Below are 13,026 nucleotides of genomic sequence, written 5' to 3' on the forward strand. Positions count from 1 at the left end.
GAACGCGGCCATGGAGCTCGACGAGCTCGGCATCCTCGCGAAGCACGGCGTCGAGCTCATCGGTGCGAAGGTCGACGCGATCCGTCGCGGTGAAGACCGCCAGGTGTTCAAGGAGCTTGTCGTCGAGGCGGGCGCCGACGTCGCGCGTTCGCACATCGCGCACACCATCGACGAGGCGAAGGTGGCCGCGGCCGACCTCGGCTACCCGCTCGTGGTGCGCCCCTCGTTCACGATGGGTGGCCTCGGCTCGGGCTTCGCCCACACCGAGGAGGAGCTCGTGCGCATCGTCGGCGAGGGCCTGCTCGCATCGCCGACCACCGAGGTGCTGCTCGAGGAGTCGATCCTCGGGTGGAAGGAGTATGAGCTTGAGCTCATGCGCGACAACTTCGACAACACCGTCGTCATTTGCTCGATCGAGAACTTCGACCCGGTGGGTGTGCACACGGGCGACTCGATCACCGTCGCGCCCGCGCTGACGCTCACCGACGTCGAGTTCCAGAACCTCCGCGATATCGGCATCGACATCATCCGCCGCGTCGGCGTCGACACCGGTGGCTGCAACATCCAGTTCGCCATCGACCCGGCCACCGGTCGCATCATCGTCATCGAGATGAACCCGCGCGTCTCGCGCTCGTCGGCGCTCGCCTCGAAGGCGACCGGATTCCCGATCGCGAAGATCGCCGCGAAGCTCGCGATCGGCTACCGCCTCGACGAGATTCCGAACGACATCACCCGCGTCACGCCGGCGAGCTTCGAGCCCACGCTCGACTACGTCGTCGTCAAGGTGCCGCGCTTTAACTTCGAGAAGTTCCCGGCCGCCGACCCGCTGCTCACGACGACCATGAAGTCAGTCGGCGAGGCCATGGCGATCGGCCGCAACTTCACGACGGCGCTGCAAAAGGCGCTGCGCTCGCTCGAGAAGCGCGACTCGTCGTTCACCTGGGGCGACGATCCGCGCAGCATCGACGAGCTGCTCGAGAGCATCGCGATTCCGACTGACGGCCGCATCGTCGACGTGCAGATCGCCCTCGCGAAGGGCGCGACGCCTGAGCAGGTCTTCGAGGCGACGAAGATCGACCCCTGGTTCATCGACCAGATCGCGCTCATCAACGAGGTCGCCGACCACGTGCGGCAGGCCGAGGGCCTGGATGCGCCGACACTGCGGCTCGCGAAGCGTCACGGCTTTTCGGATGCCCAGCTTGCGCAGCTTCGCGGGCTCGGCGAGGGTGAGGTGCGCGCCATCCGCCGCAACGCCGGCGTCGTGCCTGTCTACAAGACGGTCGACACTTGCGCGGGTGAGTTCCCGGCCTTCACGCCGTACCACTACTCGAGCTACGACAGCGAGACCGAGGTGACCTCGAGCGACCGCAAGAAGATCATTATCTTGGGCTCGGGGCCGAACCGCATCGGGCAAGGCATCGAGTTCGACTACTCGTGCGTGCACGCGAGCTTCGCGCTCTCGGATGCCGGGTACGAGACCATCATGGTGAACTGCAACCCCGAAACGGTCTCGACCGACTACGACACCTCCGACCGCCTGTACTTCGAGCCGCTAACGCTCGAGGACGTGCTTGAGATCGTCGACGCAGAGCGGGCGAGCGGCGAGCTGCTCGGCGTGATAGTGCAGCTCGGCGGCCAGACGGCCCTNTGGCCTCGCGAAGGGCCTTGAGGCCGCGGGCGTGCCGATCCTTGGCACCGACCCCGCCGCGATCGACCTCGCGGAGGAGCGCGGGCTATTTTCTGAGATCCTCGACAACGCGGGGCTCGCGGCGCCCGCGAACGGCACCGCCGTCGACGCCGCCACCGCCCACGAGGTCGCCGAGTCGATCGGCTACCCCGTGTTGCTTCGCCCGAGCTTCGTACTCGGCGGTCGCGGCATGGAGATCATCTACGACTCGGCGCAGCTCAACGACTACTTCGTGCGCACCGCGAACCAGGTCATCATCTCGAAGTCGCACCCGCTGCTCGTCGACCGCTTCCTCGACGACGCCACCGAGATCGACGTCGACGCGATCTACGACGGCACCGAGCTCTACATCGGCGGCATCATGGAGCACATCGAAGAGGCCGGTATCCACTCGGGCGACTCGGCCTGCACGCTTCCCGCGATCACGCTCTCGAACCGCGTGCTCGAGGAGGTCCGCGACGCCACGCTGAAGATCGCCGAGGGCATCGGCGTCAAGGGCCTGCTCAACGTGCAGTTCGCGATTAGCGCCGGCCGACTGTACGTCATCGAGGCGAACCCGCGTGCATCGCGCACCGTGCCGTTCGTGTCGAAGGCGCTCGGTGTGCAGCTCGCGAAGGCGGCAAGCCGGGTCATGGTCGGCGACTCGATCTCGCAGCTGCGCACCGAGGGCATGCTCGCGGCCGAGGGCGATGGCACCATCCAGCCGATGGATGCGCCGGTCGCGGTCAAGGAGGCCGTGCTGCCGTTCAAGCGCTTCCGCACCCGTGACGGCAGCATCGTCGACGCGCTGCTCTCGCCCGAGATGCGCTCGACGGGCGAGGTCATGGGCATCGACAACGACTTCCCCCGCGCCTTTGCGAAGAGCCAGATCGCGGCCTATGGCGGACTTCCCGAGTCGGGCAAGCTGTTTGTGTCGGTGAACGACCGCGACAAGCGGTCCATCGTCGCGCCGATCATGCGGCTTGTCGATCTCGGCTACGAGCTCTACGCCACCGAGGGCACCGCCCGGGTGTTGGCGCGCCACGGCGTCCATGCCGAACTCGTCGGCAAATTCACCGCCGACGAGCACTCGACGATGCCGACGGAGCGCCCGAACATCGTTGACATGATTCACGCTGGCGAGATCGATATGGTCATCAACACGCCCTCGGGGGGAGCCTCCCGGGGCGACGGCTACGAGATCCGGACCGCCGCAGTCTCGGCCGACCTCCCCATCTTCACCACGATGTCGGAGCTGCAAGCCGCGGTCGCGAGCTTCCAGGCGCTGCGTGATGGCTACGACGTGACCCCGCTGCAGGACTACAACGCACGTAGGAAGGCAATCTCATGAGCGACACCACCCAGCCGGCCGTACCGGCATCGACCGGCCCTTCGTTCGGTGAGCGCCTCGCCGACACGATGGACCGCTACGGTCGGCTCTGCGTCGGCATCGACCCGCACACGCACCTGCTGCAGAAGTGGGACCTGCCCGTGAGCGCGGTCGGCGCGCACGAGTTTGGCCTGCGCATCATCGAGAAGCTCGCGGGCCGGGTCGGCATCGTCAAACCGCAGGTAGCGTTCTACGAGCGCTTCGGCGCGAGCGGGTACCGCGTGCTCGAGGATGTCTTCGAGGCGGCACGCCAGGCCGGGCTGATCGTGATCGCCGATGTGAAGCGCGGCGATGTGGGTACGACCCTCGAGGCTTACTCGGAGGCGTGGCTGACCCCTGGCATGCCCCTCGAGGCCGACGCCATGACGATCAACCCGTACCAGGGCTTCGACACTTTCCGGAAGCCGCTCGAGATGACCGAGCAGTACGGCAAAGGTGTGTTCGTGCTCGCCGCCACGTCGAACCCCGAGTCGGCGTCGGTGCAGACCGCTCGCCGCGTACGCGGCTCGCAGGAGGGCCGCTCGGTCGCCGGCGGCATCGCCGCGCGCGCGGCGCTCTGGAACCGCGAGCACTCGGTGGGGCGCGCGAAGGGCTCGGTCGGTGTCGTCCTTGGCGCCACCGTCGACATGCAGCTGCTCGATATCGATGTCGACGACCTGGCGACCGAACCCGACACCCCGATCCTCGCGCCGGGCTTCGGCGCGCAGGGTGCGGCGTTCGAGGACGTCACGAAGATTTTCGGGAAATCGGCCAAGAATGTCATAGTTACTTCATCGCGCTCGATGCTCGACGGCGGCCTCGCCGGCCTGGACGACGCGATCACCTCGAAACTCGACACCCTGAAGAACGCCTTCGCCGTATGACTTTGACCCCGCCTCCCGTTGACCGCTCCGCCGCCTCAAAAGCGGCGGTCGCCGCCCGGCGCGCCCGGGCCGAGGTGAAGAACCGCATCTCGTCGGGCGCCGCTCGACCCATCGACGTGCTCGACGCCGCGGGCGATCGGGAGCATCCGGCCTCGACGCTGCGCATCACGCAGTTCCTGCGGTCGATTCCGCACATCGGCGTCACGAAGACCGAACGCATCCTCGCTGAGCTGCAGATCGCACCCGTCAAGCGCCTCGGCGGTCTCGGTCGCAATCAGCGCGAGCGGCTGCGCGCCTGGCTCGGGGAATGGGAACACGCGAGCGGTGCGACGCCCCGGGTCGTCGTGCTCGCCGGGCCGACGGCGGTGGGCAAAGGCACGGTGTCGCGATACATTCGCGAGCACTACCCCGACGTGCACATCTCGGTCTCGGCGACGACCCGCAGCCCTCGTCCCGGTGAGGTCGAGGGGCGGGACTACTACTTCGTGGACGACGCCGAGTTTGACCGCATGGTCGAGTCGGGCGAGATGCTCGAATACGCGACCGTGCACAACTCGTATCGCTACGGCACGCCGGCCGCGCCGATCCGCCGCGAGCTCGCGGCCGCGCATCCGGTCTTGCTGGAAATTGACCTTCAGGGCGCGCGACAGGTGAAAGCTGCGATGCCAGAGGCTAGACTGGTGTTTTTGTTGCCCCCGTCATGGGATGAGTTGGTTCGCCGACTCATCGGACGCGGCACGGAAACGCCCGAGGAGCAGCAGCGCCGGCTCGAGACCGCGAAGGTGGAACTGGCCGCGCAGCACGAGTTTGACGCCCGAGTCGTCAACGAAACCGTTCCGAGGGCCGCCGGCGAAGTCGTCCGCCTCATGGGATTCGACGTTCCCCGAGACGACGCAAGCTGACGCACGAAGCCGACTGAATACAAGGAAGCACCATGATTGACAAGCCCAAGGGCATCATCGACCCGCCGCTCGACGACCTGCTCGAGCGCGTCGACAACAAGTACCAGCTCGTGATCTTCGCCTCGAAGCGCGCTCGACAGATCAACGACTACTACACCGACCTGCAGGACGGTGCGATCTACGACAACGTCGGCCCGCTCGTCGACTCGGCCGTGGACGACAAACCCCTGTCGATCGCCCTGCGCGAGATCAACCAGAACAAGCTCGTCATGCGCGAGCCCCAGGCAGCGCCCGAGATTGTTCTGCCCGGTGACGACGACATCATCGATTTCGGTGACGACGACGTCACCCCCGCCGAGTCCGAATAGCCTCAGGCGCACCGCGACGATGACGACAGCGAACGAGCACGCGGCCGCCAGCTGGCGCATCGTCGTTGGTGTTTCGGGTGGTATTGCCGCCTACAAGGCCGTCTCGGTCATTCGGCAGCTCGTGCTGCTCGGCCACCACGTCGAGGTGATCGCCACGCCCTCGGCCCTCGAGTTCGTCGGTGCGCCGACGTTCGAGGCGATCAGCCGCAACCCGCTGCGCCGCGACGTGTTCGAAAACGTCCATGCGGTGCAGCATGTCGCGGTCGGCCAGCACGCCGACGTCGTCGCGGTCTTGCCCGCGACGGCGAACACGCTTGCGCGGATGGCCGCCGGGCTCGCCGACGACCTGCTCACCAACACGATTCTCGCGACCGGTGCCCCGGTCGTGGTAGCGCCCGCGATGCACACCGAGATGTGGCAGCACCCCGCGACCCAGGCGAACGTCCACCGGCTCGACGAGCGCGGGGTCACCATCGTTGGCCCCGAGTCCGGGCGCCTCACCGGCACCGACGAGGGCCCTGGCCGGCTCGCCGATCCCGACGACATCGTCGCGGCGATCCTCGCCGCCGCTCGCACCGCCGAGCGCGAGCGGGCCGCGGCCGCGCAGGGTCGCGACCTGGCGGGCATCCGGATGCTCGTGACCGCCGGCGGCACCCGCGAGGCGATCGACCCAGTGCGGTATCTGGGCAACCGTTCCTCGGGCAAGCAGGGCGTCGCCCTCGCCGCCCGGGCGGCGGCGAGGGGTGCCGAGGTGACTCTCATCGCCGCGAACGTCGAGGTCGCCACCCCCGACGACGTACAGCTCGTGCGTGTCTCGAGCGCCGAGCAGCTCGCCGCGGCCGCGACCGAGCTCGCGCCGAAACAGGACGTCATCATCATGGCCGCGGCAGTCGCCGACTTCCGGCCCGATCGCGTCTCGAATGACAAGATCAAGAAGGAGTCGACGGGCGACACCCTGACGCTCACCTTCACGAAGAACCCCGACATTCTGCGCAACCTCGTCGAGGTGCGACCCGAAGGTCAGCTCATCGTTGGCTTCGCGGCCGAGACCGAGGCCGACGACGCGGCCCGGCTCGAACTCGCGCGCGCCAAGGTGAAGCGCAAGGGCAGCGATCTGCTCGTGCTCAACCGAGTCGGCTGGGATCACACCTTCGGCCGCGAGGAGACCGAGATTCAGGTGCTCAACCTCGCCGGCGACGTGCTCGCTGAGGACGTCGGCGACAAGCTGTCGGTGGCCAACACTATCCTTGACGTCGTCGTGGCCGAACGCGGCGACGACACCGCGAACTAGCGTTCGCACTTCACACAAGTCCTCCCACGCGGCGCCCGGCGCCGCGCACTCCTAGGGAAAGTGAGCCAATCATGTCAAATCTCCGACTCTTCACCTCCGAATCGGTCACCGAGGGGCACCCCGACAAGATCTGCGACCAGATCTCCGATCGCATCCTCGACAACCTCCTCGCCCAAGACCCCTCGGCGCGCGTCGCCGTCGAGACCCTGGTGACAACCGGCCAGGTGCACGTAGCGGGCGAGGTGCGCACCTCGGGCTACGCGGACATCGCGGGCATCGTGCGCAAGACCATCACCGAAATCGGCTTCACCTCGAGCGACTACGGCTTCGACGGCAACCTCTGCGGCGTCTCGGTGTCGATCGGCGAGCAGTCGCTCGAGATCTCGAGCGGCGTCGAGCAGTCGCTCGAGCATCGCGAGGGGTCAAGCGACGACGAGATCTCGAAGCTCGGCGCAGGCGACCAGGGCATCATGTTCGGCTACGCCAGCAACGAGACGCCCGACATGCTCCCGCTGCCGATTTGGCTTGCGCACCGCCTCGCCGAGCGCCTCACCGAGGTGCGCAAGAACGGCGTGCTCGGCCACCTTCGTCCCGACGGCAAGACGCAGGTGACCATCGGCTATGACGACGAACACCAGCCCCGCAGCGTCGAGACGATCGTCATTTCGACCCAGCACGACGCCGACGTCACCCTCGAGCAGCTCAAGAACGACGTCGTGCGCGAGGTCGTCACGCCCGTACTCGCCCGAGTGAGCGAACTCGATACGTCGGGCCTGCGCATCCTCATTAACCCGGCCGGCAACTTCGTGCTCGGTGGCCCCGCGGCCGACGCGGGCCTCACAGGTCGCAAGATCATCGTCGACACCTACGGCGGCATGGCCCGCCACGGTGGTGGCGCGTTCAGTGGCAAGGACCCATCGAAGGTCGACCGCTCTGCCGCGTACGCCATGCGCTGGGTCGCGAAGAACATCGTCGCGGCGGGCCTCGCCGACCGCGCCGAGCTCCAGGTCGCCTACGCCATCGGCACGGCCGAGCCGGTGGGCCTGTACTGCGAGACCTTCGGCACCGAAAAGGTCTCGAACGAGACGATCCTCGCGGCCGTGCGCCAGGTGTTCGACCTCCGCCCCGCCGCGATCATCCGTGACCTCGAGCTGCACCGCCCGATCTACTCGAAGACGGCCGCTTACGGTCACTTCGGTCGCGATTTGCCCGAGTTTACGTGGGAGCACACCGACCGAGCCGAGGCGCTGCGCGAGGCCGCCGGCCTCGAATGACCCACGCCGTCGCTCGAGTCGTACTCGAGTCGCCGCTGCCACAGCTCGACCGGGTCTTTGAGTATGAGATTCCGGTCGAGTTGCGTGGTCAACTCCGCGAGGGGATGCGCGTCAAGGTGCCGCTGCGCAGTGGCGGTCGCGTCGTGGGCGGCTACGTCGTCGAGTTGACCGACGACCCCGAGTACACGGGACGACTCGCGAAGGTCGAGCAGCTCGTATCGGGGGCGCGGGTGCTGCCGCCCGAGCTCGCCCGCCTTGCGCGGGCCGTGGCCGATCGCCAGGCCGGCACGATGTCCGACGTGCTGCGCCTCGCGATCCCGGCCCGCTCGGCGCGGCTCGAGGGTCGCTGGCTCGACGACGAAACGGGGGAGCGAGCCGGCCGCGCCGCCGCAGCCGCACCGGTGCTTAGCTCGCACACCTCGCTCGAAGCCAGCTACGGCCCCGAACTCCTTGACGCGCTGCGCGGCGACACGCCGGTGCGGTGGTCGCTGCGCGTCCCCGTCGGGGTCGCTGGCGCTACTCCGCGCGCGCTGCGCACGCTCGTCGAGATGGCCGCCGAACTTGTCGCGATGAGCCGTTCGGCCATCGTGCTCGTGCCGGACTACCGCGACCTCGATCTCGCGATCGCTGCGGCCGAGGAGGTGCTGCCGACGGCGTCGGTGCGCCGCTTCGACTCACGACTCAAGCCGATGCCGCGCTACGAACAATTTCTGCGGGCGCTTGAGCCGGTACCCCAGCTCGTGGTTGGCACCCGGGCGGCGGTCTACGCGCCCGCGCATCGGCTCGGCGGCATCCTCATGTGGGACGACGATGATGAATCGTTCCGCGAGCCGCACGCGCCGTACGCACACGCGCGCGAGGTGGCGCTCATGCGTGCGCAACAGCAGAACTGCGCCGTGATTCTTGCGGGCCATGCGCCCTCGCTCGAGGCGGCGCGGCTGCTCTCGACCGGCTGGCTGCACGAAGTCCGGCCGCTGCGGCCCCAGCGGCCGAAGGTCATCCCGGCTGCCGCGACGCTCGGTGACGAGTCGGCGCAGCGCGAGGCGCGCATCCCCTCGTCGGCCTGGCGCGCCGCGCGCGAGGGACTCGACCGTGGCCCGGTGCTCGTGCAAGTCGGGCGGGCCGGATATCGCCCGTATCTCGCGTGCGCGAGCTGCCGCACGCCGGCCTCGTGCTCATTCTGCGGCGGTCGGCTACAGCAGCACGGCCCTGGCGGCGTGCCCTCGTGCGCCGTCTGCGGTCGGCCACATGCCGATTGGACGTGCCGCGAGTGCGGCGAGGCGAAGCTGCGCTCCGGCGGCATCGGCCACCAGCGCACGGCCGAGGAGCTCGGCCGTGCGTTTCCTGGCGCGCGCATCGTGCTGGCCGATGGCGAGGAGCGCCTCGTCGCCGTCGACGCGACGCCGCAGCTCGTCGTGGCCACCCGCGGCGCCGAGCCGGTGCCCGAGGGTGGCTATCGGGCGGTGCTGCTGCTTGACGTCGAGGGCGCCCTCGCGCGCGAGTCGCTCGGCGCTACGGAGGCGGCGATGCGCGCCTGGTCGAACGCGGCGGCCCTCGTCGCCGACGACGGCGCCGTGATTCTCGCGGGGCAGCCGTCGCCTCCGCTCATCGCCCTGCGCGATTGGCAGCAGACCAAGTGGGCGAGTGCCGAGCTGGCCGAGCGGCGCGAACTCCACTTCCCGCCCGCTGTGCGGGTCGGGGTGATCACCGGTAACGAACTCGAGGTCGACACCGCGGTGCGGCGACTCACCGACCTCGACGCGGTCGAAGTGCAGGTGCTCGGTCCGGTGCCAGACCCCGAACAGCACGACCGGGCGCGGGCCGTGATTCGCTTCAGCTATCGCGACGGTGTCACGGTCGCGGCCGCGTTGAAGTCCGAGCTCATTGCCCAGGCATCGGCGAGTCGACGTCGCGCGGGCGGGCGGGGAACGCCGTCATCGACGCTGCGCGTTCAGCTCGACGCACCCGACGTGTTCTAGTCAGTAGCATCGTTTCAGGAGGATCCATGCGAATCGCATTTGCCGGAACACCGCAGGCCGCGGTGCCGACGCTCGAGGCGCTCGTCGCCGCCGGGCACGACGTCGTCGCGGTGCTGACGCGCGAGGATGCGCCCGTCGGCCGCAAGCGCGTGCTCACGCCGTCGCCGGTCGCCGCGCGGGCCGAGGAACTCGGGCTGCACGTGGTACGCGCGAACCGGGTGACCGACGAGGCCACCGCCGAGCTGCTGGACCGTGGCTTCGACCTCGGTGTGGTCGTGGCCTACGGCGGCATTCTGCGCAGCCCGCTGCTCGACACGCCCCGCCACGGGTGGATCAATCTGCACTTTTCGCAGCTGCCTCGCTGGCGCGGTGCCGCGCCCGTGCAGCGGGCGATCATGGCCGGCGACGCGGCGAGCGGTATCGCGGTGTTCCAGCTCGAGGCGGGCCTCGACACGGGGCCGACCTTCGTGAACCGATCGGTTGATATCGGCACGCACGAAACCGCCGGCGAGCTCCTCGAGCGGCTCGCCGAGCTCGGCGCGCCCGACGTCGTGACGACGGTCGCCGAGATCGAGGCAGGGACCGCCGAGGCGACGCCCCAGACCGGGCACGCGACCACCGCGGCCAAGCTCACGGTGCGCGACGGGCTTGTCGACTGGCACGGCAGCGCGGCCGAAATCGACGCGCTCGTGCGGGGCGTGACGCCCGAGCCGGGCGCCGCCAGCGAGCGCGACGGTCAGCGGTTCAAACTGCTGCGCGGCGCCGTGGCCGAGACCACGCACGCGGCCGGCTCGCCCGGCGACGTGAGCGAGCGCGAGGGCCGCATCTTGGTGGCGACCGGCGAGGGCAGCTACGAACTGCTCGAGGTGCAGCCCGCCGGCAAGAAGCCGATGTCGGCCGCCGATTGGTGGCGGGGCCAGCGCGGCGCCGCGGTGCGCCTCGGATGAGCCGCTCGCGGACCCCGCGCGAGGTCGCGCTTGACGTGCTCATCGCGGTGATCGAGGACGATGCCTACGCCAACCTGCTGCTGCCGAAGCGGCTCGAATCGGCCGATCTCCACGGCACCGATGCCGCGTTTGCGACCCAGCTGACGCACGGCACGCTGCGCGCGCTCGGCTTCTACGACTGGATCATCGCCGAGGTCTCGGGCCGGCCGCTACGCAAGATTGACGCCGTCGCGCTTGCCTCGCTCCGGCTCGGCGCACACCAGTTGCTTGACACCCGCGTCGCGGCCCACGCCGCCGTCAATGAGACCGTGAACATCGTGCGACGGCGGGCGGGCCGTGGGCCCGCGGGCTTCGTCAACGCGATTTTGCGGGGCATCGCGCGCCGAGACCGCGGCGAATGGCTCGCGCAAATCGAGACGAAGGTTTCGGATGCGCGGGAGCGGCTCGCGATCACGCACGCGCACCCGCGTTGGATTGTCGACGCGTTTGCGGCGGCGCTCAAACGGGAGGACCGCGCTGGGGAACTCGTCGCGCTCCTCGAGGCCGACAACGTGGCGCCGCACGTGCAACTGGCTGCCCTTCCCGGTCGAGCCGGCAGGGATGAGCTCGCGAGCGAGTCCGCGCGACTCCGAGCGCAGCCCGCGGCGCCGACCGCGCTCGAACTCGAGTCGGGTGACCCCGCCAAGCTCGAGGCCGTGCAAGCGCACCGGGCGCGAGTGCAGGACGCCGGCTCGCAGCTCGTCGCGCTCGCGCTGACCCGAGCCGAAGCGCTGCGGCCGGGGGAGCGACTCCTCGATCTTTGCGCCGGGCCCGGCGGTAAGTCGGCGCTCGTCGCGGCAGAGACCCTCGTCGCCGGCGCCGAGTTCACGGCGAACGAGGTGACGCCCTCGCGCGCCGGTCTCGTGCGACAGGCGCTCGAGCCGCTCGGGGAATTCGAGGTGAACGAACTCGACGGTCGTGAATTTGCCGAGCGAGCCGGCCGCTTCGACCGCATCCTCGTCGACGCACCGTGCACGGGCCTCGGCGCTCTGCGGCGTCGGCCCGAGGCGCGCTGGCGCAAGTCCGAGCAGGATGTTCGCGAACTCGCGGTGCTGCAGCGCGAACTGCTCGACGCGGCGCTGCGGGCGACCGCGCCGGGAGGACTCGTCGCGTACGTGACCTGCTCACCGCATCCGGCAGAGACGACCGAGGTGGTCGAACGCGCCGTCGCCGCTGGCGCCGCATCTCCCCTCGACACTCGAGCGATTTGCGGTGAGCTCGCGCCCGATCTCGACCTTGCCGAGATCCGCGTTGGCACCGGCACCGCGGTGCAACTGTGGCCACATCGCCACGGCACCGACGCGATGTTCCTCGCGCTGCTGCGCACCCCGAACGAAGAGGAGCCCCCTCGTGGCTGACGTCCGCATTAACCCGTCGATCCTCGCCGCCGACTTCGCGAACTTCGCTGGCGAGCTCGACCGCATCCGCACTGCCGATGCGGCTCACGTCGACATCATGGACAACCATTTCGTGCCGAACCTCACGTTCGGCCAGCCGATGGTGGAGCGCCTGCAGCAGATCTCGCCGATTCCGCTCGACCTCCATCTCATGATCCAAGATCCAGACCGCTGGGCGCCGCAGTTTGCCGAGCTCGGCGTCTTCTCGGTGACATTCCACCTCGAGGCCGCGACCGCGCCCGTGACCCTTGCCCGCGCGATCCGCGATCGCGGCGCACGGGTGGGGGTGGCGCTGCGACCCGGCACACCGCTCGCTCAGATCGAGGAGCTGCTCGAGCACTTCGACCAGCTGCTGATCATGACGGTCGAGCCGGGCTTCGGCGGGCAGTCGTTCATGGCCGAGACGATGCCGAAGCTTCGGCAGGCGCGCGAGTGGGCCCGCGCGCACGACGCCGAACTCTGGTTGCAGGTCGACGGCGGCATCTCGGCCGACACCATCGAGATTGCCGCCGCGGCCGGAGCCGACACGTTCGTGGCGGGCTCGGCAGTATTCCGAGGCGAGCCGGCGGACGAAATCGCCCGCCTGCGCGAGCTCGCGAGCGCGCACGTGCACGCTGCTGACACCGCAACCCACTAGGGTGGAGCCGTGAAGAGCTTTGAAGATCTGTTTGCCGAATTGAGCGAAAAAGCCGCCACGCGCCCCGAGGATTCGGGTACGGTCGCGGAGCTGGATCGCGGGGTCCATTTCATCGGCAAGAAGCTCGTCGAAGAGGCTGCCGAGACGTGGATGGCAGCCGAATACGAATCCGACGCCGAGTGCCAGGCAGAGATGTCCCAGCTCATCTACCACCTGCAGGTGATGATGCTCGTCAAGGGTTACTCGCTCGAAGACATTTACCAGCACCTCTAG

The 13,026-nt window shown here is 68.9% G+C and carries 10 protein-coding genes and 1 pseudogene; all 11 read left to right on the forward strand.

The genetic code is table 11. The features are described 5' to 3' along the window. Positions 1 to 3,017, forward strand: a pseudogene (carB, locus tag ID132_RS02690) (carbamoyl-phosphate synthase large subunit); the annotation flags it as partial. Continuing rightward, positions 3,014 to 3,919, forward strand: coding sequence for an orotidine-5'-phosphate decarboxylase (gene pyrF / locus ID132_RS02695; RefSeq protein WP_125105851.1), 906 nt, complete (start codon positions 3,014 to 3,016; stop codon positions 3,917 to 3,919). The pseudogene carB and the gene pyrF, both read left to right, overlap by 4 nt. Next, the gene (gene gmk / locus ID132_RS02700; RefSeq protein ID WP_125105852.1) at positions 3,916 to 4,821 is read left to right on the forward strand and encodes a guanylate kinase; all 906 of its coding nucleotides are present in this window, start codon (positions 3,916 to 3,918) and stop codon (positions 4,819 to 4,821) included. Before pyrF ends, gmk begins: the two co-directional genes overlap by 4 nt. A 32-nt stretch (positions 4,822 to 4,853) precedes the next feature. Next, complete coding sequence (rpoZ, locus tag ID132_RS02705) at positions 4,854 to 5,189, forward strand: DNA-directed RNA polymerase subunit omega (RefSeq protein WP_125105853.1); 336 nt, start codon at positions 4,854 to 4,856, stop codon at positions 5,187 to 5,189. 19 nt (positions 5,190 to 5,208) lie between these two features. Beyond that, the gene (coaBC, locus tag ID132_RS02710; RefSeq protein ID WP_193127796.1) at positions 5,209 to 6,480 is read left to right on the forward strand and encodes a bifunctional phosphopantothenoylcysteine decarboxylase/phosphopantothenate--cysteine ligase CoaBC; all 1,272 of its coding nucleotides are present in this window, start codon (positions 5,209 to 5,211) and stop codon (positions 6,478 to 6,480) included. Positions 6,481 to 6,551: 71 nt separating this feature from the next. After that, positions 6,552 to 7,754 carry a methionine adenosyltransferase gene (metK, locus tag ID132_RS02715; RefSeq protein ID WP_125105855.1) on the forward strand — a complete coding sequence of 401 codons (1,203 nt, stop codon included), beginning with the start codon at positions 6,552 to 6,554 and terminating at the stop codon, positions 7,752 to 7,754. Further along, complete coding sequence (locus ID132_RS02720; protein ID WP_125105856.1) at positions 7,751 to 9,733, forward strand: primosomal protein N' family DNA-binding protein; 1,983 nt, start codon at positions 7,751 to 7,753, stop codon at positions 9,731 to 9,733. Before metK ends, ID132_RS02720 begins: the two co-directional genes overlap by 4 nt. A 26-nt stretch (positions 9,734 to 9,759) precedes the next feature. Then, positions 9,760 to 10,680, forward strand: coding sequence for a methionyl-tRNA formyltransferase (fmt, locus tag ID132_RS02725; protein WP_125105857.1), 921 nt, complete (start codon positions 9,760 to 9,762; stop codon positions 10,678 to 10,680). After that, positions 10,677 to 12,077 (forward strand): transcription antitermination factor NusB, encoded by a 1,401-nt coding sequence (locus ID132_RS02730; RefSeq protein ID WP_193127797.1) that lies wholly within the window; start codon positions 10,677 to 10,679, stop codon positions 12,075 to 12,077. Before fmt ends, ID132_RS02730 begins: the two co-directional genes overlap by 4 nt. After that, positions 12,070 to 12,753 carry a ribulose-phosphate 3-epimerase gene (rpe, locus tag ID132_RS02735; protein ID WP_193127798.1) on the forward strand — a complete coding sequence of 228 codons (684 nt, stop codon included), beginning with the start codon at positions 12,070 to 12,072 and terminating at the stop codon, positions 12,751 to 12,753. Before ID132_RS02730 ends, rpe begins: the two co-directional genes overlap by 8 nt. A 9-nt stretch (positions 12,754 to 12,762) precedes the next feature. Further along, on the forward strand, positions 12,763 to 13,026 hold the full coding sequence (locus tag ID132_RS02740) for a phosphoribosyl-ATP diphosphatase (RefSeq protein WP_193127799.1): 264 nt from the start codon (positions 12,763 to 12,765) through the stop codon (positions 13,024 to 13,026).

The sequence above is a fragment of the Gulosibacter sediminis genome, from assembly GCF_014904065.1.
GTDB classification, from domain to species: domain Bacteria; phylum Actinomycetota; class Actinomycetes; order Actinomycetales; family Microbacteriaceae; genus Gulosibacter; species Gulosibacter sediminis.